This window comes from Micromonospora sp. Utrum1, assembly GCF_057197805.1.
Genome location: NZ_CM170071.1, coordinates 5413005 through 5437256, shown reverse-complemented (window position 1 = coordinate 5437256; position 24252 = coordinate 5413005). Strand labels below are relative to the sequence as shown.

The 24252-nt window shown below is 73.2% G+C and carries 18 protein-coding genes; 6 read left to right on the top strand and 12 right to left on the bottom strand.

Features of this window, described 5'->3' with window-relative positions:
• From AC0OLQ_RS25505 to AC0OLQ_RS25455, 11 genes are all read right to left on the bottom strand, one after another.
• On the bottom strand, window positions 1-1404 hold the full coding sequence (locus tag AC0OLQ_RS25505) for a GH1 family beta-glucosidase (RefSeq protein WP_484528384.1): 1404 nt from the start codon (window positions 1402-1404) through the stop codon (window positions 1-3).
• Window positions 1401-3623 (bottom strand): alpha-xylosidase, encoded by a 2223-nt coding sequence (yicI, locus tag AC0OLQ_RS25500; RefSeq protein ID WP_484528383.1) that lies wholly within the window; start codon window positions 3621-3623, stop codon window positions 1401-1403. Before yicI ends, AC0OLQ_RS25505 begins: the two co-directional genes overlap by 4 nt.
• The gene (locus AC0OLQ_RS25495; RefSeq protein WP_484528382.1) at window positions 3620-4495 is read right to left on the bottom strand and encodes a carbohydrate ABC transporter permease; all 876 of its coding nucleotides are present in this window, start codon (window positions 4493-4495) and stop codon (window positions 3620-3622) included. Before AC0OLQ_RS25495 ends, yicI begins: the two co-directional genes overlap by 4 nt.
• The gene (locus AC0OLQ_RS25490; RefSeq protein WP_484528381.1) at window positions 4495-5469 is read right to left on the bottom strand and encodes a carbohydrate ABC transporter permease; all 975 of its coding nucleotides are present in this window, start codon (window positions 5467-5469) and stop codon (window positions 4495-4497) included. Before AC0OLQ_RS25490 ends, AC0OLQ_RS25495 begins: the two co-directional genes overlap by 1 nt.
• A 67-nt stretch (window positions 5470-5536) precedes the next feature.
• Window positions 5537-6838, bottom strand: coding sequence for an ABC transporter substrate-binding protein (locus AC0OLQ_RS25485; protein ID WP_484528380.1), 1302 nt, complete (start codon window positions 6836-6838; stop codon window positions 5537-5539).
• A gap of 37 nt (window positions 6839-6875) precedes the next feature.
• Window positions 6876-7991, bottom strand: a complete 1116-nt coding sequence (locus AC0OLQ_RS25480; RefSeq protein WP_484528379.1) for a LacI family DNA-binding transcriptional regulator — start codon at window positions 7989-7991, stop codon at window positions 6876-6878.
• 136 nt (window positions 7992-8127) lie between these two features.
• Window positions 8128-9057: an amidohydrolase family protein gene (locus AC0OLQ_RS25475; protein WP_484528378.1), complete on the bottom strand. Its 930-nt coding sequence runs from the start codon at window positions 9055-9057 to the stop codon at window positions 8128-8130.
• Window positions 9054-9863, bottom strand: coding sequence for a metal-dependent hydrolase (locus AC0OLQ_RS25470; protein WP_357340091.1), 810 nt, complete (start codon window positions 9861-9863; stop codon window positions 9054-9056). The genes AC0OLQ_RS25475 and AC0OLQ_RS25470 overlap by 4 nt, the downstream gene beginning before the upstream one ends.
• A 199-nt stretch (window positions 9864-10062) precedes the next feature.
• On the bottom strand, window positions 10063-11949 hold the full coding sequence (locus AC0OLQ_RS25465) for a serine/threonine-protein kinase (protein ID WP_484528377.1): 1887 nt from the start codon (window positions 11947-11949) through the stop codon (window positions 10063-10065).
• A gap of 78 nt (window positions 11950-12027) precedes the next feature.
• Window positions 12028-13353, bottom strand: coding sequence for a glycosyltransferase family 4 protein (locus AC0OLQ_RS25460; RefSeq protein ID WP_484528376.1), 1326 nt, complete (start codon window positions 13351-13353; stop codon window positions 12028-12030).
• A 128-nt stretch (window positions 13354-13481) separates the two neighbouring features.
• Entirely contained in the window at window positions 13482-15425 is a 1944-nt protein-coding gene (locus AC0OLQ_RS25455; RefSeq protein WP_484528375.1) for an amylo-alpha-1,6-glucosidase, read from the bottom strand.
• Between the two features lie 42 nt (window positions 15426-15467).
• Here AC0OLQ_RS25455 and AC0OLQ_RS25450 point away from each other — a divergent pair, with 42 nt between their 5' ends.
• A complete protein-coding gene (locus AC0OLQ_RS25450) occupies window positions 15468-18170 on the top strand; it encodes an MGH1-like glycoside hydrolase domain-containing protein (protein WP_484528374.1) in 2703 nt (900 codons plus the stop codon).
• 93 nt (window positions 18171-18263) lie between these two features.
• On the opposite strand, the gene AC0OLQ_RS25445 is transcribed toward AC0OLQ_RS25450, so the two are convergent.
• Window positions 18264-19601, bottom strand: coding sequence for a hypothetical protein (locus tag AC0OLQ_RS25445; RefSeq protein WP_484528373.1), 1338 nt, complete (start codon window positions 19599-19601; stop codon window positions 18264-18266).
• 214 nt (window positions 19602-19815) lie between these two features.
• Between AC0OLQ_RS25445 and AC0OLQ_RS25440 the strand changes: the two genes are divergently transcribed.
• From AC0OLQ_RS25440 to AC0OLQ_RS25420, 5 genes are all read left to right on the top strand, one after another.
• Window positions 19816-20514: an HAD family hydrolase gene (locus tag AC0OLQ_RS25440; RefSeq protein WP_484528372.1), complete on the top strand. Its 699-nt coding sequence runs from the start codon at window positions 19816-19818 to the stop codon at window positions 20512-20514.
• A 22-nt stretch (window positions 20515-20536) separates the two neighbouring features.
• Window positions 20537-21328, top strand: coding sequence for a DUF4184 family protein (locus tag AC0OLQ_RS25435; RefSeq protein ID WP_484528371.1), 792 nt, complete (start codon window positions 20537-20539; stop codon window positions 21326-21328).
• Window positions 21329-21709: 381 nt separating this feature from the next.
• Complete coding sequence (locus AC0OLQ_RS25430; RefSeq protein WP_484528370.1) at window positions 21710-22348, top strand: L,D-transpeptidase family protein; 639 nt, start codon at window positions 21710-21712, stop codon at window positions 22346-22348.
• 39 nt (window positions 22349-22387) lie between these two features.
• Window positions 22388-23320 carry a rhomboid family intramembrane serine protease gene (locus tag AC0OLQ_RS25425; protein ID WP_484528369.1) on the top strand — a complete coding sequence of 311 codons (933 nt, stop codon included), beginning with the start codon at window positions 22388-22390 and terminating at the stop codon, window positions 23318-23320.
• Between the two features lie 74 nt (window positions 23321-23394).
• Window positions 23395-24177 (top strand): S1 family peptidase, encoded by a 783-nt coding sequence (locus AC0OLQ_RS25420; protein WP_484528368.1) that lies wholly within the window; start codon window positions 23395-23397, stop codon window positions 24175-24177.
• Window positions 24178-24252: the final 75 nt, after the last annotated feature.

The window sequence follows — 24252 nt, the reverse complement described above, 5'->3', positions numbered from 1 at the left end:
TCAGGCGTCCGGCAGCCGGTTGGTGGTGGCCAGGCGGCGGTACCAGTGCGCGCTGTCCTTCCAGGTGCGCGCCTGGGTGTCGTAGTCGACCCGGATGATGCCGAACCGGCGGTCGTACCCGTACGCCCACTCGAAGTTGTCCAGCAGCGACCAGACGAAGTAGCCCCGGACGTCGGCGCCCGCCGCGATCGCGTCCGCCACCGCGCCGATGTGCCGGCGCAGGTAGTCCACCCGCCGGTCGTCGTGCACCGCGCCGTCGGGCGAGACCACGTCCTCGAACGCCGCCCCGTTCTCCGTGATCATCAGCGGCTGGTCCGGGTACTCCCGGTGCAGGCGCAGCAGCAGCTCGGTCATCCCGCCCGGGTCGATGTTCCAGCCCATCGCGGTGTGCGGACCGGGCTGGGGCAGGAAGTCGACGTCGCCGGCGCCCACCCACGGGGTGTGGGCCGAGGCACCGTGCCCGTCGGCGTCGGACCGGGGCGACGCCCCGTCCCAGGCCCGGACGAGCGTGCTGGAGTAGTAGTTGACGCCCAGCACGTCCAGCGGCACGGCGGCGGTGCGCTCGTCGCCGTCGCGCACGAAGGACCAGTCGGTCACCGCGGCGGTGTCGGCGAGCAGGTCGGCCGGGTACGCCCCGGTCAGCATCGGGCCGAGGAACGCCCGGTTGGCCAGCGCGTCGATCCGGCGTACGGCGTCGTGGTCGGCGGCCGAGTCGGACTCGGGCCGGATCACGTGCAGGTTCAGCGTGACCGAGAGCCGGGCGGCCGGGGCCAGCTCGCGGACCCGGCGTCCGGCCAGGCCGTGCGCCAGGTTCAGGTGGTGCACGGCGGCCAGCGCCGCGGCCGGCTCGGTCCGGCCCGGGGCGTGCACGCCGGAGGCGTACCCGAGGTAGGCCGAGCACCACGGCTCGTTGAGCGTGGTCCAGGTGTGCACCCGGTCGCCGAGGGCCTCGACGATCCCGGCGGCGTAGTCGGCGAACCGCAGGGCCGTGTCCCGGGCCGGCCAGCCGCCCGCGTCCTCGACCTCCTGCGGCAGGTCCCAGTGGTACATCGTGGCCACCGGCTGGATGCCGAGGTCGAGCAGCCGGTCCACCAGCCGCGAGTAGAAGTCCACCCCGGCCGGGTTGAGCCGGCCGGCGCCGCCCGGCTGCACCCGGGGCCAGGAGATCGAGAACCGGTACGCCCCGACCCCGAGCTCGGCCAGGTGGCGCAGGTCCTCCGCCCACCGGTGGTAATGGTCGGCGGCCACGTCGCCGGTGTCCCCGTTGTGGGTCAGCCCCGGCGTGTGGCTGTAGGTGTCCCAGATGGACGGTCCCCGGCCGTCCTCCTTCGCCGCCCCCTCGATCTGGTAGGCCGCCGTGGCCGTACCCCAGACGAATCCCTCGGGAAACTCGACTCTGCTCATCCCGTCACCTCCACCACGTATCCCGACGAAGACCCCGACACCAGCTCGGCGTCGGCCGTACCGTCCCGGTAGCGCACCTCGAACTCGGCGCCCGGCCCGCCGTCGGGCGCCGGCACCCGTACCCGGGTCCGCTGCCCCTCGACCGGCGCGAACAGCCGCAGCCGCACGCCGTCGGCCCAGGCGTAGTCGGGCCGGTCGTCGCGCGCGCCGGTGGGGATCACCGCACCGGGTCGGACGAGCACCGGCACGCTGTCCGGGTCGTGCTTCTCGGTCACCCAGCCCGGGCCGCTCACCCGCTCGCCGGTGACCAGGTGGGTCCAGGTGCCGGCCGGCACGTAGTAGGTCACCTGGCCGTCCGCGCTCAGCACCGGCGCCACCAGCAGGTCCGGGCCGAGCATGTACTGCCGGTCGAGGTACGCGGCGGTCGGGTCGTCCGGGAACTCCAGCAGCATCGGCCGCATGATCGGCAGGCCCTCCCGGTGCGCCTCCTCGGCGGCGGCCGCCAGGTACGGCATCAGGCGCAGCTTGAGCCGGGTGAAGTGGCGCAGCACGTCCACCGCCTCGTCGTCGAACGCCCACGGCACCCGGTAGGAGCCGGAGCCGTGCAGGCGCGAGTGCGAGGAGAGCAGCCCGAAGGCGATCCACCGCTTGAACACCGTGGCGTCCGGGGTGCCCTCGAAGCCGCCGATGTCGTGGCTCCAGTAGCCGAAGCCCGACGCGGCCAGCGACAGCCCGCCGCGCAGCGACTCGGCCATCGCCTCGAAGGTGGACTCGCAGTCGCCGCCCCAGTGCACCGGGAACTGCTGCCCGCCGGCGGTGGCCGACCGGGCGAAGAGGACAGCCTCACCCTCGCCGCGTTCGGCCTCCAGCAGCTCGAAGACGGTCTTGTTGTAGAGGTAGGAGTAGTAGTTGTGCATCCGCTGCGGGTCGGCGCCGTCGTGCCAGACCACGTCGGTCGGGATCCGCTCGCCGAAGTCGGTCTTGAAGCAGTCGACGCCCATGTCGAGCAGCACCTTGAGCTTGCCGGCGTACCAGGCGGCCGCGTCCGGGTTGGTGAAGTCGACCAGGGCCATGCCGGCCTGCCACATGTCCCACTGCCAGACCGAGCCGTCGGGCCGGCGCACCAGGTAGCCGGCCTGCCGGCCCTCCTCGAACAGGTACGACCGCTGGGCGATGTACGGGTTGATCCAGACGCAGACCTTCAGGCCGCGCTCGTGCAGCCGGCGCAGCATGCCCTCCGGATCGGGGAAGGTCGCCGGGTCCCAGATGAAGTCGACCCAGTGGAACTGCCGCATCCAGAAGCAGTCGAAGTGGAACACCGACAGCGGCACCTCCCGCTCGGCCATCCCGTCGATGAACTCGTTCACCGTCTTCTCGTCGTACGAGGTGGTGAACGAGGTGGACAGCCAGAGCCCGTACGACCAGGCGGGTACCCGGGCCGGGCGGCCGGTCAGCGCGGTGTACCGGCGCAGCACGTCCTTGGGGGTGGGGCCGTCGATCAGGTGGTAGGTGAGCGACTGCCCCGCCACGCTGAACTGGGTCTGCGACACCACCTCCGAGCCGATCTCGAAGGAGACGTGCTCGGGGTGGTCGACGAAGACTCCGTACCCGGCGCTGCTCAGGTAGAACGGCACGTTCTTGTACGCCTGCTCGCTGGCGGTGCCGCCGTCGGCGTTCCAGATGTCGACGGTCTGGCCGTTCTTGACGTACGCCCCGAACCGCTCGCCGAGGCCGTGGATCGTCTCGCCGACGCCGAGCGTGAGCCGCTCGTGCACGTACGTGCCGCCGTCGGCGTCGGTGACGATGCCGACGCTGCGCTCGGTGGACGAGGTGACCAGCCGGTCGCCGCGCAGGAAGTCGACCCGCCAGCGGCCGGTGAGGGCCACCCGGACGGTCAGTTCGCCGGTGGTCAGCAGGGCGTGCAGCCCGGTGACCTCGACGTGCACCGGGTGCGCGGCGGAGTCGGCGAGGGCGAAGCGGGGCTGCCGGGGCAGCCCGCCGGTGTGGTGGCCGATGGTCACCCCGATCACCCCGGGCGCCGGGGAGAAGAACCGGACGGTGACCACCGGCCGGTTGAGGGTGTCGCCGCGTCCGGTGATCCGGCCGGTCGGGGCGAAGACGGTGAATCCGCGCTCGTCCGGCTCCACCGACTCGACCGTGCCGGGCCGCAGCACGCGGACCCCGGGGCGCAGTTGCCAGTACCCGTCGGTGAACTTCACTTCTCGGCTCCTGCCGTGATGCCCCGCGCCAGGGTGCGCTGGAAGATGAGGAAGAACAGGATCGCCGGGAGCAGGCTGAGCAACGCGCCGGCGTTGGTGGTGGGGGCGTCCATCAGCCGGTCGCCCTGCAACGAGGCGAGCGCGACCGGGACGGTCTGCGTCTGGTTGTCGATGAGCATGACCAGCGGGATGAGGAACTCGTTCCAGGTCCAGATGAAGAAGAAGACCAGCAGCACGGCGAGGGTGGGCCGTAGGTTCGGCAGCACCACCCGCCAGAGGATCCGCCACTTGCCGGCGCCGTCCAGCGCCGCGGCCTCCAGCAGTTGGCGCGGGAAGGTGCTCAGCACCGAGGCCAGCAGGTAGGTGCCGAAGGCGCTCTGGATGACCGTGAAGATGATGATCACGGCGAGCCGGGTGTTGTAGAGCCCGGCCTCCTTGGCGAAGTGGTAGAGCGGGTAGACCAGCGCCTCCTGCGGCAGCATGTTGGCCAGCAGGAAGAGGCCGATGATCCAGAGCCGGCCGCGGACCCGGCCGATGCCCAGCGCGTACGCGTTCAGCAGGGAGACCAGCACGCCGGCCACGGCGACCGAGCCGGCGATGAGGACCGAGTTCCACAGCTTCACCGGGAAGTCGACCTGCTCCCAGTAGGTCCGCAGGCCCTTGGTGTAGAACTCGGACGGCCAGCTCAGCGGGCCGTTCGTCGAGTAGTCGCCGGGGGACTTGAAGGCGTTGAGCAGCATGAACGCGAACGGCACCAGCATGGCCAGCGCCGCAACGGTGACCAGGGCGAGAACCGCCCAGCGGCCGGCGCCGCGGTGGCGCCGGTCCCGGACCCGTGGCGCCGGGCCGGCCGGGGTGGTCGTGACGGCCATCAGAGTCCTCCGTCCCGTCGCTCGGCCCGGTTCTGCGCCCGGATGAAGAGCACGCTCACCACCACGATGATCAGCGTGAGCACCATGGAGATCGCCGAGCCGTAGCCGACGTGCAGCTTCTTGAAGAAGGTGTAGTAGGCGAAGTAGGACGGGACGTTGGTGGCGTTCTCCGGCCCACCCCGGGTGAGCGCGTAGATCGGCCCGAACACCTTCATGGCCGCGATGGTGCAGGTCAGCCCGACCACGAACGTCTCGGGCCGGATCTGCGGGAGGGTGATCGCCCGGAACCGGCGGAACCAGCCGGCGCCGTCCATCTCGGCGGCCTCGTAGAGCTCCGGGTCGACCCGTTCCAGCGCCGCCATGAAGACGACCACCGGGTAGCCGATCTGCACCCAGATCATCACCGCCATCACCGCGGGCAGCGCGGTGTCCGGGTCGCCGAGCCAGTCGTGCCGCAGCGCGCCGAGCCCGACGGCGTCGAGCAGCCCGTTGAACGCGCCGTCCGGGCGCAGGATCCAGCCCCAGACGATGCCGGCGACCACGACCGGAAGCACCTGCGGCAGGTAGAAGGCGGCCCGCAGCGCGGCGGCGGTGCGCGGCCGGAACGTGCGGCCGATGGCGTCGAAGAGCACCGCGGCGAGCACCAGGCCGATCAGGGTGGGCAGCACGACCATCGCGACGATCATCGCCAAGGTGTTGCGGAACGAGGCCCAGAAGACGTCGTCGTGCAGCAGGTTCTGGTAGTTCTCCAGGCCGATGAAGGTGGGGTCGCCGACCCCGGACCAGCGGGTCAGCGAGAGGTAGCCGGTGTAGGCCAGCGGGCCGCCGATGACCAGCAGGAAGAGCACCGCGCCGGGGAGCAGGTAGAGCCAGTACGCCCGGTCGGGGCGGGGGCGGCGACGCCGGGCGGTCACCGCCGGCGGGGGTGGCGTGGTCGCGCGCTCGGGGGCGGCCACGGTGTCGGGCACTGCCATGGGAGGGTCCTTCCGCGGTGGGGCGGCGGCGCCCGGTCGCGCCGGGCGCCGCCCACCCGCGCCGTCGTCAGTCGCGCTTGATCTCCGCGACGCCGTCCTGGTAGGGCTTGGCGATCGCGTCGAGCACCTGCTCGGGCGACTTGGACCGGTTGATCAGCCCCTGGAAGCCGGAGACGAGCACGTCGTAGTAGCCGGGCACCGGCCAGTCCGGGTAGAAGGCAAGGCCGTCCTGGCCGCTGATCGCGTTGAAGTTCTCAATCAGCTTCTTGTCCTTCGGGTCGCTGATCTTGGCCGGGTCACCGGCGACCGGGACGCCGCCGTTGTTGCCGATCAGCGCCTGGACCTCCGGGCGCAGCGTGATGTCGACGAAGTCGTACGCCAGGCTCTTGGCCTTGCTGCTGGCCGGGACCACCCAGAGGTTGCCCGACGAGCCGGCGTTGAGCTTGTTGCCGGGGAAGAGGAAGGTGTCCCAGTCGAACTTGATCTCGTCCTTGAACCGGCCGTACCACCAGCTGCCGGAGACGATCATCGGGGTCTTGCCGGCGATGAACGCGGTCCCCATGTCCTCCGCCTTGGCGCTGGCGGAGTCCTTCGACACGTAGCCCTTGCCCACCCACTGCGCGAAGGTCTCCGCGCCGTACTTGAGCGGGTCGGCGTGGAAGTCGACCGGGTTCTTGTAGAGCTGGTAGTCGTTCACGAACGCCCGGTCCGCCTTCGACAGGGCGAGCTGGTAGAAGAGCTGCCCGGCCGGGTACTCGGCGCCCGCCGTGCCCAGCGGGGTGACGCCCTTGCCAACGAAGGTGTCCATCGCTGCGGTCATCTCGTCGAGCGTGGTCGGCACCTTGACGCCGTACTTCGTGAACAGGTCCTTGTTGTAGTAGACCATCACGTACTCGCCGTAGTTCGGCACGCCGAACCAGTTGCCCGAGCCCATCACGCCCTTGTCGTCGTAGCGGGCGGTGGTCTGCAGGCTGGGGCTGAGCGCCTTGTCCCAGCCGCGCTTCGTGGCCTCGCCGGTCAGGTCGGTGAGCAGGCCCTGGGAGGAGAGCAGGCCGGCCGTGGCGTTGCCCTTGTTGTACTCCATGATGTCCGGGCCCTCGGACGAGTTGATGATCATGCCGGCGTTCTGCTGGATCTGCTCGAACGCCTTGCGCTCGAAGCGGACCTCCACGCCGGGGTGCTCCTGCTTGAAGATCTCGATCGCCTTGTCCCAGGCGACGCCCATCGCGCTGTTGGCGCTCTCGTAGTGCCAGAGCTTGAGGACCTTCGCCCCGCTGCCCTTTTCGCCGTCGTCGCCGCAGGCGGTCACGCCGGTCGCCGCGAGCGCGGCCACCACGGCCGCCGCGGCGACTCTCCGGAGTCGCTGCATTGCTAGTCTCCTTGATGAGTATCGAGCCGGTACTCCCTCAGGCCCGTCGTCGCGTGGCAGCGCGGCGGCGGGCTGCTTCCTCGGTGCGCGCCGGCGCCGGCCTGGCAGGGCCGGCCCCGGTGGTGCTGTCGCCACCCGCCGCACCGGGTGGTCCGCTCGAGCCGCGGACCTCCAGGACGCAGGGGAGCAGTTGCTGGTGGATCTCGCCGCTGCCGGCGTCGAGGTGCCGCAGCAGCGTCTCGACCGCGATCCGGCCCAGCGCGGAGCCGGGTGAGGTCATCGCGGTGAGCGCCGGTGTCGCCAGCTCGGCGACCTGGGGTGAGGTGACCATCGAGATCACCGAGACGTCGCTCGGCACGCTCAGGCCCCGTCCGACCAGCTCGCCGAGGATGCCGAAGACGGCGTTCTCGTTCATGGCGAGGACCGCGGTGAGGTCGGGCGCCCGGCCGAACGCGTCGCTCAGCGCGGCCCGCCCGCCGGCCGCACTGTCCTCCGCGGCGATCATGAGCGGGTCGAGGCCGTGCCCGGTCATCGCCGCCACGAAGGCGTCCCGGGTGCGCAGCGCCGGGCCGTAGCCCTGCGCGATGGTCGCCGTGGAGTGGTTGACGTAGACGATCCGCCGGTGCCCGAGCCCGACCAGGTGGTCGACGGCGTCCCGGACCGTGCGGTCGAAGTCGATGTCGACGTACGACAGGCCGGTGGTGTCAGCGGTGCGCCCGATCAGCACCAGCGGGACGCCCAGCTCGCGCAGCAGGTCCACCCGGGGGTCGTCGAGCTGCACCTCCATGAGCAGCGCCCCGTCGAGCATCCGCTGGCTGGCCAGCCGGCGGAGTTCGTCGCTGTCACCCGCGCCGATCGGGGAGAGCACCAGGTGGTAGCCGGCGGCGCTGGCGGCGGCCGCCGCGCCGGTGACGAAGGCGGTCTCGGTGGCGCCCAGGCCGCGCTCGTCCATCGGCATGAGCAGCCCGAGGATCCGGCTGCGCCGGCTGGCCAGCCCCCGGGCCATCGCGTTGGGCTGGTAGTCCAGGTCCGCCATCGCGGCGTGCACCTTGTCCCGGGTGGCCTGGGAGATCGGGCGGGCGCCGGTGAGCACGTACGACACGGTGCTGACCGACACGCCGGCGCGGCGGGCGACGTCCTGCATGGTGGCCATCCCGCACCTCCTCCGGCGCTTCAGGGCGGTTGTCGAAGCGCTTCGACGAAGCGTTTCGACAGCAAGGTAGGCCAGGTGTTGCGGGCACGTCAATAGCCGGTGACAAGATGGCGCCGCCGCCGGCGCGGCGGCCGGCTCAGGCCAGGTCGAACAGCGTGGCGGCCGCGTCCCAGCAGACCGCCCGCAGCCAGTCGTCGCCGAGGTCGAGCCGGGCCAGCCCGGTCAGCTGGCTGGCGTACGGGTAGGGGATGTTCGGGAAGTCGCTGCCGAGCAGCACCTTGCCGGCCAGCCCCAGCTCCCGCAGCCGCGGCAGCTCCGCCGCGGGGAACGGCACGAACCGGTCGAAGAACGAGGTGAACGCCATGGTGGTGTCCAGCCGCACCTGCCGGTACCGCTCGGCCAGGTCGAGGAAGGCCGAGTAGTCGGGCGCGCCCAGGTGCGCCACGATCGCGGGCAGCCCCGGGTGCCGGGCGAGCAGCGCCGCGAACGAGGCCGGTCCGGTGTGGGCGGTGCCGACCGGCGCGTGCCCGGCGTGCACCACCACCGGCACGCCGGCCTCGGCCAGCAGCCCCCACACGGCGTCCAGCGCGGGGTCGGTCGGCGCGAAGCCGCCCACCTGGACGTGCACCTTGAACACCCGGGCGCCGGCCGCCAGGGCGTCCGCCACGTAGCGCGCGGCCGCCGGCTCCGGGAAGAAGGTCGCCGAGGGCAGGCAACCCGGCGTACGCGCCGCGAACTCCAGCGTCCAGGCGTTCAGCGACTCGGCCATGCCGGGCCGGTGCGGGTACGCCAGCGCGGTGAACGCCCGCACGCCGAGCCGGCGCAGGTGCGCCACCCGCGCCGTGTCGTCCCACCGGTAGCGGATCGGCCACTCGGTGCCGACCAGCGGCCCGGCCGCGTCGAAGTACGCCCACACCTTGCGCAGCATGCGGGGCGGCAGGAAGTGGGTGTGCACGTCGGCGAGCCCGGGCAACCCGAGCCGCCGCCAGAACTCCGGCACGGCCGCGTCCTCGGCCGGCGGCCCGGTGTGGTCCGCCGGCCCTTCGCCGTCCACCGGGTCCCTCATACCTCGATGTTGAACCGGTGCAGCACCGAGGGCGCGACCAGCCCCACCGCGGCGAGCACGGCGAGCACGGTCAGCGCCGCGCGCAGCACGATCGTCTCGGCCTTGCTCCCGGTACGCAGCGCGATGCCGTTGGGCAGCCCGATCATCAGCCACATCCGCCGCTTGATCGGGATGGGCCAGAGGATCGGCACCCCCGCCTTGGTGATCATGTCGCCGAGGATGTGCACGAAGCAGCCCACCCCGACCGCGGTGCCGATGAGCGGATAGCCGCGGTCGCCGGGCAGGTTGGCGAAGGTGAACCAGGCCGCGGCCGCCGACAACAGGGTGACGACCACCCAACCGGCCCGCTCGGCCCACTCGTCGAAGAGCCCGCGCAGCGCCAGACCGATCATGAAGAAGAGGATGCTGACCACCGCCCACTTGCCGTACGCGGCGCAGAGCGCGGTGGTGCCCCAGCCGACCAGCAGGGTGAACGGGAGGGTGTGGGTCAGCGTCCGGTGCCCGTTGTTGCGGCGCGGATCCCGGCTGAGCTTGGTCGCGTAGTAGACGCCCAGCGAGATCTTCTCCATCACCTCGGCGATGAAGAGGCTGAACACCCCGAACGTCCGGGCCACGGTGGCGCCGCCCTGGTTGCGGGTCACCTTGCCGGAGAGGTCGAGGTCGGGGAAGAGCGCCCCGCCCGCGCAGACCGCGGTGCCGACCGCCAGCGCCAGTGGCGTCTGGTGGTAGTCGGCGAACTGGTCCAGCGCCCAGGAGCCGGCCAGCCACACGGCCGCGCCGGACAGCGCGTGGGACGGTCCCATCATCTCGGCTCGCCCTCCCCAGAGGTCTTGATCGACAAAAACTACGCCACTGTAGTTAGGCATCGGGCCGCGGGGCATCACCCGGACGGTCCACTGGGGAGGGGCTCGCGGGACCGTCCGGCGGGTGCCCCCGGATCACCAGGAAGTATGTCGTCCCGACCCGGCGGGGCCGGGGGATCTGTCGGTGATGAGACGCCGCGTGTCAGCCGGCCGGGCGGGTGGAGCGGCCCGGCCGGAAGCTGTCCCGGATCAGCGCGAGCTGCCCGGCCGAGGCGGACCAGTCGGCGTCGGAGGTGGTCCAGCCGAGCGTCCACCCGCCGACGTCGCCGGGCAGCAGCCGCAGCGCGTGCAGCCGCTCCCCGTACGGCGCCGTCCAGCGGCACTCCCACTCCGCGCCGCCGCCGTCGGCGGTCAGCCGCACCTGCTGGTAGCCGGGCAGCCGGCCGCCGGTGGTCAGGTCCCGCTCGGCCGCCCGCAGCTGGCCCACCGGGTCACCGCCGCCCGGGTACGGCTCGACGCCGAGGATCCGCCGGGTGACGGGGTCCTGGAAACAGGTGGTGCTGCCGGAACGCAACCGCAGCCAACCGGCCGGCACGGCGACCCGGAAGCCGGCGGAGTCGGCGTACCAGTTCCAGCCCGCCGGCAGGGTGAGCGCCGCGTCGGGCGGCGGCGGACCGGCCCCCACCGGCGTGCCCGTCGCCTCGGGCCGAACGCAGGGGAAGGGGGGCGGTGGCGGAGCGCCGGGCGGCGGACCACCGGGCGGGCCGGGAGGGTGCCCCCAGGGCTCGTCCTGCGCCTCGGCGTGCGGGTCACCCTGCGGCCGCCTGTCGTGGTCGTCGGTGACGGCCAGCGCGGTGCCGATCCCCGCCGCCACGGCGAGCGCGGCGGCGGTGACGGCCGGAGCCGCCGGCCCGTGCGTGCCGGAGACGTCGGTGACGGCGGGCGCGGGCGCCACCGGCTCCGCGCTCCCGCCGCTTCCGGCTGCTTCCGGTACGCCCGCCGCCTCGTCGCCCGAGGCGCGGCCCGCGCCGGTGGTGTATGCCGCCCACTCCGTGCCCCCGTCGCCGTCCCGCCCGGTGGCGGGTGGAACGTCACGGGTGTGTCGGCCGCGCGCGGCCCGGCTCCACGCCCGGGCGGCGGCGGCCGGCGGCATCACGTCCGGGAACCCGTCCTCCGGCGGTGGCGGCACCGCGCCCGCGTCGGTGCTGTCCCAGCTCGACGGGTGTACGTGGGGCGGCGTGGCGGCGGGGGACGGCCGGGCCGGCACGTCGACGCTCGGTGCGGTGGCGGCGGCCAGCAGCCGAGCCGCGCCGTCGTGGCCGAGCCGGTGCCGCGGATCGCGGCGGAGCAGCCCGGCCAGCGCCGGCGCCAGCGGGCCGGCGTGCGGCGCCGGGTCCGGCGGCTGGCTGGCCAGCGCGGTCAGGGTGGCCATCGCGGTGCTGCGGGCGTACGGGGAACGGCCCTCCACCGCCGCGTGCAGGGTGGCGCCGAGAGACCAGAGGTCCGCCTCGATGCTGGACACCCCCTCGGCTGCCCGCTCCGGGGCCACGTACTGCGGGGAGCCGAGGACCAGGCCGGGTCGGGTCATCATCCCGTCGCCGCCGTCGAAGACGGCCAGCCCGAAGTCGGTGAGCAGCACCCGGTCGTCCCGGGCCAGCAGCACGTTCGCGGGCTTCACGTCCCGGTGCAGCACCCCCGCCTCGTGCGCGGCGCGCAGTGCGGCCAGCACCGCCAGCCCGATCCCGGCGGCCCGGCGCGGGTCCACCGGCCCGTCCGTCTCGATGATTTCCTGCAGCGACCGGGATGGGACGTACTCCATCACCAGCCACGGGTCGTCGTCGACCCGGACCACGTCGTAGACGCGGACCACGTTGGGGTGGCTGAGCCGGGCGGCGGTGCGCGCCTCGCGGAGTGTCCGGCCGCGCACCTCGTCGCGCTCGGGCGCGGCGAGCCAGTTCGGCGGCACCACCTGCTTCACCGCCACCTCGCGGTGCAGCATCTCGTCCCGGGCTCGCCAGACCCGGCCCATCCCGCCGCGTCCGACCAGGTCGAGCAGGCGGTACCGGCCGGCGATCACTACCTGCTGCACCGCACTCCTCACCGCTGGTGGATGTCCACAATAGCCAACGGATCGGACAACACCTATCGCCCGTCAGGGCGGCGCGGCTCAGCTCGCGGCCCCGGCCAGCAGATTTCCGTCCGGGATGGCGATGGCGGATCGGCCACCGGGCGGCAGGGCCGCCGACCGGCGGGCCTGGAACGCGCCGTGCTCACGGCGGGCGGTGGCGTAGCTGCCGGCGGTCCGGGCGGCGATGGCGGACCAGGCGTAGCGCTCGGCGACCACGCTGCGGGCCCGGCGGGCCACCCGGCGGGCGAAGACCTCGTCGCCGAGCAGCCGGTCGACCGCGCCGGCCAGCGCGTCCGGGTCGCCGTGCGGGAAGGTCACCCCGGTCACTCCGGGCTCGACGATTTCGGCGAGGCCGCCGGTCTCCGCCACCGCGAGGGGCGCGCCGGCGGCGGCCGCCTCCAGGGCGACCATGCCGAACGGCTCGTAGAGGCTCGGGACCACCGTCGCGTCGGTGGCCCCGAGGACCGCCGGGAGGTGGGCGGCGTCCAGGAAGCCGGCGAACCGGACGGTGTCGGTGAGGTGCAGCCGGCGCGCCTGGTCGACCAGCTCGTCCCGGTAGGGGCCGTCGCCGGCGATCACCACCCGCAGGCCCGGGTGCCGGTCGCGCAGGTACGGCACCGCGTGCACCAGGTGCTGCACGCCCTTCTCGTACACCAGCCGGCCGGCGTACCCGACCAGCGGGCCGGCCCCGGCGAACCGGGCCCGGGCGGCGGAGACGGCCCGGGGGCGGGCGTGCCAGGCCCGGTGGTCCACCCCGTTGGGCACCACGTCGATCCGCCCGGCCGGCACGTCGAACAGCCGGGCCACCTGGTCGCGCATGTAGCCGGAGCAGGCGATCACCCGGGCCGAGGCGTTGCTCAGCCAGTGTTCGACGCCGTGGATGGTGCGGTTCATCTCCGCCGGCAGCCAGCCCTGGTGCCGGCCCGCCTCGGTGGCGTGGATGGTGGTGACCAGGGGCAGGTCCAGGTGCTCGGCGAGGGTGACCGCGGTGTGCGCCACCAGCCAGTCGTGGGCGTGGACGACGTCGTAGTCGCCGGCTTCGGCGGCGCGCAGGGCGGCCCGGGTGAGGGTGTGGTTGAACGCCATGGTCCAGGCCAGCAGCGAGTCGGTGGCGAGCGGGAACCGCACCGGGTCCTCGGCGGCCCGCAGGACGCGCACGCCGTCGGCGTACTCCTCCAGAGGGGCGCCCTCGGCGTGCCGGGTGACGACGGTGACCTCGTGGCCGGCGGCGGCCAGCGCGACGGAGAGCGCGTGCACGTGGCGGCCGAGGCCACCGACGAGCACGGGCGGGTACTCCCAGGAGAGGATCAGCACCCGCTGGCGCCGGGCGGGCTGGATGTCGATCACTTCGGCGTCAGCGGACATGCGGCCCCCTCTGGGTTGTGGTTTCCGCACCGCGACGGCACCGCGTGGGGCGCGTCGTGGAGTCGCAGCCCATCCTGCCCAGCGGTCGATAACCAGCGGAGACGCGCCGGTTGCCGGTCTGTAACGTGTTACCGGCGCAGCCGTCGGACGCGCAGCAGCTCGGCCACCGACCACGCCTGGAACGGGCAGCCGGTGGCGGCGTGCGGGGCGAGCCCGTCGGCCGTCTCGCTCACCGAGCCCAGGCCGTACTCGGTCAGGTGCCCCTCCAGCCCCACCAGCAGATCGTCGGTGGGCAGACCGGCCCGCCGGTACGCGTCGACGAACGGCCCGATCAGCCAGGGCCAGACGGTGCCCTGGTGGTAGCCGGAGTCCCGCTCGGCCGGGCCGCCCCGGTGCCGCCCGACGAAACCGGGGGAGTCGGGGGAGAGGCTGCGCGGCCCGAGCGGGGTGAACAGCCCTTCGGCGACCCGGCGCAGGGTGACCTCGTCCGGCTCCAGCGGCGCGTACGGCAGCGACCAGGCGAGCAGCTGGTTGGGGCGGAGCAGGTCGTCGTCGTGGTGCGGCGCCCCACCGAGCGGGTACGCGGGCGCCGGCGCGTCCACCACGTCGTGCAGCCAGCCGGCCGGCGTGGGGAAGCGCTCCCGGAACGCGGCGGCGGCCCGCGCGTGCCGCCCCCGGAACTCGGTGGCGTCCTGCCCGGCCAGCTCGGTCAGCTCGGCGAGCCCGGCCAGGCCGTTCACCCAGAGCGCGTTGACCTCGACCGGCTTGCCGGTGCGCGGGGTGACCGGCTCCCCGTAGACCCGGGCGTCCATCCAGGTGAGCGCGACGTCCGGCGGGCCGCCCTGGGTGAGCAGCCCGTCGGCCGGGTCGACGCCGATGCCGTAGCGGGTGCCCGCCACGTGCGCCGCCACCACGCCGTGCAGCGCGGGCAGCAGCTCCGCGCCGAGGTCGGTGTCGCCGGTGACGGTGACGTGCCGGCTGACCGCGTGCAGGAACCACAGCGTCGCGTCGACCGTGTTGTGCTCCACCCGCCCGGTGTCGGCGGTGTTCGCCAGCATCCCCTCCGACAGCGTGGCCGCGTACGCCCGCAGCAGCTCCCGGCCCTCGTCGCCGCGATTGGTGCGGAGGAAGAGCCCCTCGTAGGAGGTCATGGTGTCCCGCGACCAGGCCCCGAACCAGGGGTAGCCGGCAACCACGTCCGGGCCGGTGCGGGTGCGCACCACGAACGCGTCGGCCGCCAGGGCGAGGGTGGCGTCGACGTCGTCGTCCGGTTTCGCCGCCGCCACCACCGCCCGGTGGCGACGCCGGGCCGCCTCCACCAGCGCGGTTGCCGGCGGCGGCTCCTCGGCCAGGTTGTCCGCCCAGGCCAGTACGGACACCTCGGCGCCGGGCTCGTCGAGGGCGCCGGAGAACCGGCCCGCGTACCAGAGATCCTCGTCGGGGTGCAGCCCGCGCGCCGCCTCCTCCCGGTGGTGCGCGCCGAGCCACCACCGCCCCTCGGGGGTCCAGTCGGGCCCGGCCAGCCGGAACGCGCCCTCCACCACCGCCCCGCCGGCCACCTGCTCCAGTCGCGGGGTCGGGCCGTCCGCCCGCCGCTCGCCGTGGGCGTCCCGCCAGGTGCAGGCCGCGGCCAGGTCGAGCCGCACCGGGCCGCCGGAGATCAGCCGGTGCACCACCGCCACGCAGGACCGGCCGTACGCCATGGCGATCTCCCGCTCGATCACCACGTCGCCGACCCGCCAGCGCCAGCGGGGCACCCCCTCGGTGAGGTCGAAGCGCTCCAGCAGCTCGAAGCCGCGCGGGTCGACCACGCCGGAGGACCACTCGTGCGCGCCGAGGCGGACCTGCCGCCCGGACGGCAGGGTCACCGCCGGGTCGAGGCTGACCAGACCCACCTTGCGGGCGGCCGGCGTATCCCCGGCCACCACGAGCAGCCCGTGGTAGCGCCGGGTGCGCAGCCCGGCCACCGTGCCCATGGCGTAGCCGCCCCGCCCGTCGGTGACCAGCCACTCCCGGGTCGACGACGCGGACAGATCCCCGCAGACCTGCGGACCGAAGCGAATCTCGATCAACTTTCCTCCACCACCGGCGGGGTGTCACCCGCCACGACGACAATGGCCCCTGTGGTCAAGTACCCCGGCGGCGTCGAAGATGTGCAGGTGATCACCGACCGTCCGAACTCCGCGACCCCCGACCCAGAGCGGCACCGGCTCGCCCAGGCCGACGCCGGGGAGCAGGACTGGCGCGCATGGGGTCCCTATCTGTCCGAGCGGGCGTGGGGGACGGTACGGGAGGACTACAGCGAACACGGCACGGCGTGGGACTACTTCCCCCACGATCACGCGCGGTCCCGAGCCTACCGGTGGAACGAGGACGGCATGGCGGGCGTCTGCGACGACCGGCAGACGTTCTGCTTCGCCCTGGCCCTGTGGAACGGGCGGGACCCGATCCTCAAGGAGCGGATGTTCGGCCTCGGCGGCGACGGCGGCAACCACGGGGAGGACGTCAAGGACTACTGGTGGTACGAGGACTCCACGCCCACCCACTCCTGGATGCGCTGGCGCTACCACTACCCGCAGGCCGCCTTCCCCTATGACGAGCTGGTCGCGGTGAACGCGCTGCGCGGCCGGGACGACACCGAGTACGAGCTGGTCGACACGGGGATCTTCGACGACGACCGGTACTGGGCGGTGACCGTCGACTACGCGAAGGCGTCCCCGACCGACCTGTGCGTGCTGATCACGGTGGCCAACCGGGGGGACACCGACCAGACCCTGCACGTGCTGCCCACCCTCTGGTTCCGCAACACCTGGGCGTGGGGGCTGCCCGGCGGCGACCGGGTGCCCCGGCTGGTGGCTGACGGCTCCCGGCTGGTCGGCGAGCACTGGGTGCTCGGCCAGCTCCGGCTGGAGGGCGACGGCGCGCCGACGCCGCTGCTCTGCGACAACGACACCAACGCCGAGCGGCTGTGGGGGCTGCCGGGGCGGTCGGCGTACCCGAAGGACGGGATCAACGACCACGTGGTGGCCGGCGCGGACACCGTCAACCCCGACCGGGAGGGGACCAAGGGGGCGCTGCACTACGTGCTGGACGTGCCGGCCGGCGGGCAGCGGCAGATCCGGCTGCGGCTGACCCGCACCGCCCCGCCCCCGGCGAGCCCTCCGCCGCCCCCGGCGGATCTCGGCGACGGGTTCGACGCGGTGCTCTGGGCCCGGCGGGCCGAGGCGAACCGGTTCTTCGACAGTGTCATCCCGGCCGCCGCGAGCGCCGACGAGGCGCTGGTCGCCCGGCAGGCCATCGCCGGGCTGATGTGGGGCAAGCAGTTCTACCACTTCGACGTCAAGCGCTGGCTGGAGGGCGACCCGGGCTCCACGCCGCCGCCGGCCGGCCGCCGGCACGGGCGCAACAGCGCCTGGTGGCACATGAACAGCTTCGACGTGATCTCCATGCCGGACCCGTGGGAATACCCCTGGTACGCCGCCTGGGACCTGGCCTTCCACTGCGTGACCATCGCCCGGGTCGACCCCGGCTTCGCCAAGGAGCAGCTGCTGCTCCTGCTCCGCGAGTGGTACCTGCACCCGAACGGGCAGATCCCGGCGTACGAGTGGGCGTTCGGCGACGTGAACCCGCCGGTGCACGCCTGGGCGGCGCTCAAGGTGTTCGAGATCGACGGCTGCCGGGACCACGAGTTCCTGGCCCGGGTGATGCACAAGCTGCTGCTCAACTTCACCTGGTGGGTCAACCGGAAGGACACCGGCGGCAACAACGTCTTCGAGGGCGGCTTCCTCGGGCTGGACAACGTCGGCCCGTTCGACCGCTCGGCCGCGCTGCCGGTGGCCGGGGTGCTGGAGCAGTCCGACGGCACCGGCTGGATGGCCATGTACGCGCTCAACCTGCTCGACATGGCCGTCGTGCTGGCCGAGCACGACCGGGCGTACGTGGACACCGCGACGAAGTTTTTCGAGCATTTCGCGTACATCGCGGCGGCCGCATACGACCAGGGGCTCTGGGACGACGAGGACGCGTTCTTCTACGACGTGCTGCGGCAGGCCGACGGTACGAAGGTGCCGCTGAAGGTCCGCTCGGTGGTGGGGCTGCTGCCGCTGGCCGCGGTCACCCGGCTCACCGCGCGCACCCTGCACCGGCTGCCCGAGCTGGGCGCCCGGCTGCGCTGGTTCCTCACCAACCGTCCCGAGTACGCCGAGGTGATCGGCGCCCGCCGGCTCGGCCCGGACGGCCGGCAGCAGCGGCTGCTCTCCATGGTCGGCCCGGAACAGGTGGTCCGGCTGCTCGCCCGGATGCTCGACCCCGACGAGTTCCTCTCCGAGTACGGGCTGCGCACGCTCTCCCGCGCCCACCTGGACAAGCCGTTCACGGTGACCCTCGGCGGCCAGGAGTTCAGCGTCGGCTACGAGCCGGCCGAGTCGACCAGCGGCCTGTTCGGCGGCAACTCCAACTGGCGCGGCCCGATCTGGATGCCGACCAACTTCCTGCTGGTCAGCGCGCTGCGGGACTACGCCGCCTTCTTCGGCGACGACCTCCAGGTGGAGTATCCGACCCGGTCCGGGGTGAAGCGCACCCTCGACGAGATCGCCGACGACCTGTCGGCCCGGCTGATCTCGCTGTTCACCCGGGACGGCTGGGGCCGGCGGCCGATCTACGGCGCGGCGCAGCTCTTCCAGACCCACCCGGACTGGCGGGACCTGATCTGCTTCCCGGAGTATTTCCACGGCGACAATGGCGCCGGCCTCGGCGCCTGGCACCAGACCGGGTGGACGGCCCTGGTCGCCGACCTGATCCTCACCCTGCGCCGGTGACGGTGGGGCGCGGCGGAACCGCCGCGCCCCAACCGCTTCAGAGAGCCGTTGTTCGCGACTGCGGGGCTCGCGGATCCGGCGCACTCCTCGCGCTCACGGCAGCGGGAGGAACGCCACCCGGGCGTGGTACTCGCCGGCCATCGTGACGGTGTCGCTGCCGACCCAGAGCCCCCGGTCGGTGGCGTACAGCTCGGCGGTGCCGACGCCCCGGGTCTTGGTCGGGTTCCAGGCCAGCGCCTTGCCGGTGGTCGGGTGGATGGCCCCGATCCCCGGGCGGGACACCGCGCCCGCGCCGGCCGAGTCGTGCCCGTACGGGTTGTCCAGCCAGCGCTGGTGGCCGCCGACGTAGACCGCCGCGCCGGTGATCGCCACCGAGAGCAGCGTGTCGCCGCCGGTGTAGTTCACCCAGGTCGGCTGCTTGGCGGCGGTCTCCGTGCCGAACTCGAAGCGGGAGGCCGCGTCGCAGAGCGTGCCCGGGAACGCGGCGCCGGTGGTGACCGCCACGAACCAGGTGCCGTCCGGGGAGATGTCCACCCCGCGCAGGTAGGTGGGCGTGGATGCGGCGCACTGCGGCTGGTAGCGGAGCGTCGACCAGCCGGAGAGCGTCGCCCCGGTGTCGCTCAGGTTCGCCACCGCGAGCTGGTGGCGCGCCACGCCGGCGACCGAGCTGAAGTTGCCGACGAAGACCAGCCGGCGGCCGTCGGCGGAGACGTCCAGCGCCTCGATCTTGACCGGCGCGGTGACCCCGGAGGTGGTCCTCCGGGGACCCTCGATGCGCAGGTTGACCGACGCGTCGGCGGCGCCGGTGGTGGCGTTCAACGCGGCCAGCGCCCGCCGGGTCACCCCGCCCACGGTCTGGAACGCCCCGCCGACGATCAGCCGGTTGCCGACCAGCCGCATGTCGTTGACCTGGTTGTTGAGCGCGGCCGGGGCGAACCCGGCGACCCGCGCGCCGGTGGCCGCGTTGATCCGGGCCACCCGCGGCGCGGCCACGCCGTTGACCGTGGTGAACGCGCCGCCGATGTAGAGCGAGCGGCCGTCCGGCGCGGCGGCGAGCGCCTTCACCGTGCTGTTGACCACCGGCCGGAACGTGGTGTCGATCTTTCCGGTGGTGGCGTCGAGGGCCACCAGCCGCGGCATCGCCAGCTGGGCGGTCTGCCCGGCGTTGCGGACCTTGGTGAACGAGCCGGCCATATAGACCCGGTTGCCGATCTGGAGGATCCGGTACACGGTGCCGTCGAGCGCGTGCGGCGTCCAGTCCACCGGGTTGGTGCCGACCACTGTGGAGTGCACCGCGTTGACCGCGAGGGCCGGGGACGGGGGGAGCGCGCCGCCCGCGGCGGCGAGCGCGGCCACCACGGCGGTGGCCGCCCTCCGGCGACGCCGGCGCCGGGCCGGGGTCGCGCGGGGCTGATCGCGTGAGGTCGTCATCGATGAAGCATGCCGCCCGGGCCCTGGTCCGCGCAGTCGGGTTCCCGCCGCCCGTCGCACGGCTTTCGGCCAGTCCGGACGGTCCGTCCGTCCGGCTGGGGGTGATCTTGTCGGCCAGTCCCGGTGCGGGACCGCGGGGGTGCCGGAAACCGGGCTGCCGGGGCGACCGGCAGGCAGTACCGTGTCCCGGTCCGGCACACGGGAGGAGTTCGCAATGCCACAGCGCCGGGAGGCCGCGGTGCTGGTCTTCGACGCCGACGACACGCTCTGGGAGAACAACGTCCTCTTCGAGCGGGTGATCGACGACTTCCTCACCTGGCTGGACCATCCGACGCTGGACCGGATCCAGATCCGGTCGGTGCTCGACGACATTGAGCGGGCCAATGCGGTCGCGCACGGCTACGGCAGCAAGGTCTTCCTGCGCAGCCTGGGGGAGTGCCTGGAGAAGCTGCGCGCGCGCCCGGCCACCGACCGGGAGCGCGCCGAGATCGACGACCTGGCGGCGGCGCTCGTCGGCCACCAGGTCGAGCTGATGCCCGGCGTGGCGGAGACCCTGGACGACCTGGCCACCCGGCACGAGCTGCTGCTGCTCACCAAGGGCGAGCGCGAGGAGCAGCAGCGCAAGCTCGACGCGTGCGGGCTGCTGCACCACTTCCGCGCCGCGCACATCGTGCCGGAGAAGAACGCCGACACTTACCGCTGGCTGGCCCGGGAGCACGCCTTCGATCCGGCCACCGCGTGGATGGTCGGCAACTCCCCGCGCTCGGACATCCTGCCGGCCCGGGCCGCCGGCCTGAACGCGGTCTTCATCCCCAACGAGAACACCTGGGTGCTGGAGCACGACGAGCTGGACCCGTCCGACCCCGGGGTGATCCGGCTGGCCGCGTTCCCCGACCTGGTCCGGCACTTCTGATCCGGCGGGTAACGTCCCAGGCGTGCCGCTGACCTTCCCGTCGCACCTGGCGCCGGTGCTGCCGCTGAAGCTCTGGCGCCCGCACTGGTTCGACGGGGTGGCGCTGGCCACCGGCGCGGTCGCGCCGGACGTGGGCTACCTGTTCACCGGCACCGGGCTCGCGCTCGGGCTGCGCACGCACACCCTCGGCGGGCTGCTCTGGTGGTGCCTGCCGGTCGCCCTGGGCTACGCCTGGATCGTCCGCCGGGTGATCGCCGGGATCGCGGTGCACCTGCCCGGCCAGCGGCTGTTCGGCTGGCCCGACCACGCCGCGCTGGCCGGCGTCCGGCACCCCTGGCAGGTCACCGTCTGCTCGGCGCTGATCGGCGCGTTCAGCCACGTCGCCTGGGACCGGATCACCCACAGCGACCGGTGGCCGCGCCTGCTCGGCATCGCCGACTTCCACGCGCTGACCGGCCTCTACTGGTGGCAGGTGGCCGACGTGGCGGGCACCTTCGGCGGCGGGTTGCTGGTCGCCGCCCTGGCGGTGCGCGCCGCCCGCCGGCGTGAGATCTTCGACGGTGTCCGGCCGCTGGCGCCGCCGGCCCGGCCGGGCGTGTTCTGGGGGGTGGCCCTGGCGGTCACCGGGCTCGGGGCGCTGCTGCTGCCGGGCCTGCCGGCGGCCACCGTCGCGGCCCCGGCCGGGGTGCGCCTGCTGCACCTCGCGGCGGTTGCGATGATCGCCGGGGCGGCCGCGGCCGGGGCCCTGAACAGGCCTCCGCCGGACGCCGGGCGTGGTTATCGCCTCGACGACAAACAGCGCTGGTCCGGCTGACCCTGTTACGCCGACATGCCGTATTTCAACGTTGGTATCAATCACATTCTCCCGGGCCCGCCGAACCTTGTCCGGCCTGCGAGAACCTGCCTAACCTGAGCCCGCGCCCACGACTCTTCGGGGTGAGTCGGGGGCGCGCCGAAGTCCGGTAGTTGGGCACCGTGGAGCTGAGTGCAGGCGGGCCGGCTCGCCGTGTATGAGCCCGGCGTTGGCGGCGTGCCACGCCTGCCGCGCTCGCAACGGCGAAGACCGCTACCACGCCGGACGGCTGGGGGTCAGGACCGGGGAGTTGCGGACCCGGTCCTGACCCGTCCGGCCACCTCTCGGAGATCACCCGGGCGGGGCGGTGCGGACCACCGGCCACGTGCGAGGATCCTCCGCGTGAAGCCGTCGAGGGCCGCCCGGTTGACCTCCCTGCCACCGCACACGCGGCAGGTCGTCATCGTCACCGGCGAGGGTTGGCGCACCACCCACGCCACCCTGGAGACCTACGAGCGCGCCGGCGGCGACTGGCGGCCGGCCTTGCCTGCGCTGCCGGCCCGGATCGGCGCCGACGGGTTCAGCGACCGGCACGTCGAGGGTGTGCCGACCACCCCGACCGGCGTCTACGCCATCGGCCCCACCATCTACGGCATCGCCGCGGACCCGGGCGTGCGCTACCCCTACCACCGGGTGGCCGTCGACGACTGGTGGAACGCCGAGCCGGACTCCCCGCACTACAACAGCTTCCAGCGGTCCGCCGAGCCGTTGGGCGGCCAGAGCGAGGCGCTGTGGCGGGAGGATCCCGCGTACACCCATTTCGCCGTGATCAGCTACAACATGCCGCCGACCGTCCCGGCCCCGGTGCCGCACGCCGGCAGCGGCATCTTCCTGCACCAGTTCAGCCGCGCCGAGGGCAACCCGACGGCCGGCTGTGTGAGCCTCGCCCACGAGCACCTGGTCGCGGTGCTCACCTGGCTCGATCCCGTGGCGGTGCCGCACGTCGTGCTCAGCCCCGCCGAGCGGCTCGACCGTTACTGACCCCCCCGCCCCCCACGAGCCAGCCAGGACCGCATTCCGATGGACACGATCAGCACCGGCCAGTCGCCCGCCGAGAACGCCGCCAGCACCTGCTACCGACACCCCAAGCGGGAGACGCTGCTGCGCTGCACCCGCTGCGACCGCCACATTTGCCCCGACTGCATGCGCGAGGCGCCGGTCGGCCACCGCTGTCCGGAGTGCGTCCGGGCGGACAACCGCACCGTCCGCCAGGCCCGCACGGTCTTCGGTGGCCGGCTGGTCGCCCGACCGCTGGTCACGTACGCGCTGGTCGCCCTCATCGTGCTGGCGTACCTGGTCGAGTTGGTCCACCCGGCCGTCCTCGACCAGTTCGACAGCCTGGGCACCGGGCTGGTCGACGACGCCGGCCAGCGCTACGTCGACGACGGCGTCACCCGCCCCGGGTACGAGCCGATCGGGGTCGCGCACGGCGAGTGGTACCGCCTCATCACCTCGTCCTTCCTGCACCTGCTGCCCACCCAGGGCGCGCTCGGCATCCTGCACATCGCGTTCAACCTGTGGTGGCTGTGGCTGCTCGGCCGGGTGATCGAGGAGCGGCTGGGCCACGCCCGGTTCCTCGCGGTCTACCTGCTGTCCGCGCTCGGCGGGGGAGTGCTGGGGTTCCTGGTCGACCCGCACCAGGCGGCCGTCGGCGCCTCCGGCGCGATCTACGGCCTGGCCGGCTGCTACTTCATCCTCACCCGACGGTTGCACCACCACCCGATCGACCCCAACCGGGTGATCATCCCGTTCTTGATCTGGATGGTGTTCTCCGCCGGCTGGACGTCGTGGGAGGGGCACCTGGGCGGTCTGCTGGCCGGTGGTGTCGTCGGCCTTGGGCTCGCCTACGCGCCGGCGAAGCGGCGGACCGCCGTGCAGGTGGCGGTCACCGTGGTCGTCGCCGTGCTGCTCCTCGCGCTGGTGGTGCTGAAGTCGCTCGACCTCACCAGCTGACAGGGCCGGACCCGGCACATGGAAGTAGCTCGACGATAGCTGGCACCGTATCGGCCTTTCCTACCGTTCCCCGTATGAATCGTTCGTCCGGCCTTGCGCGGGTCCTCCGGGCCAGCGCCGCCACCGCACTTTTCGGCCTGTCCGCCGTGCTGACCGTCCCCGGCACCGCCCACGCCGTCGCCAACGGGTCCGACGTCGCCGAGGGGCAGTACCAGTTCTCCACCAAGCTCACCATGACCAACATCCCGCGTGCCGACGGCACCACGTACGACAGCGCGTGCTCCGGGGCGCTCGTCGCCCCGCAGTGGGTGATCACCGCGGGTCACTGCTTCCACAACACCTCCGGCGCCCGGGTCAGCGGTGCGGTGCCGTACGCGACGACGGCCACCCTGGGCCGCGCCGACCTGTCCGCCACCACCGGGCACGTCGTCGACGTGGTGGAGGTCCGGCAGGCGTCCCGGCAGGACGTGGCGCTCGTCAAGCTGGCCACCCCGATCACCGACATCGCGCCGCTCCCGGTGAGCACCACCGCGCCCAGGACCGGCACCATCCTGCGGTTGACCGGCTGGGGCGCCACCGGTTCGGTCGACGCCACTCCGACCACGCACCTGCAGACCGGTCAGTTCAAGATCAACCGGATCGCCGGCTCCGCTGTCATGGTCGTCGGTTACGCCCCGGCGGCGAACACCAGCGCCTGCCTGTGGGACTCCGGCGCGCCGTACTTCGTCGAGAACGCCGACGGCACCGAGGCGCTGGTGTCGGTGGAGTCCGACGGGCCGGCGTGCCCGCACTCCCAGGAGGAGACCACCGAGCGGGTCGACCGCCTTGCCGACTGGATCCACCAGACCGCAGCCTGACCCTCCGCTCGAACGACGCCGGTGGCGACCTCGCCACCGGCGTCGTTTCCGTTCGTACGCCCAAGTCGGCGCTCC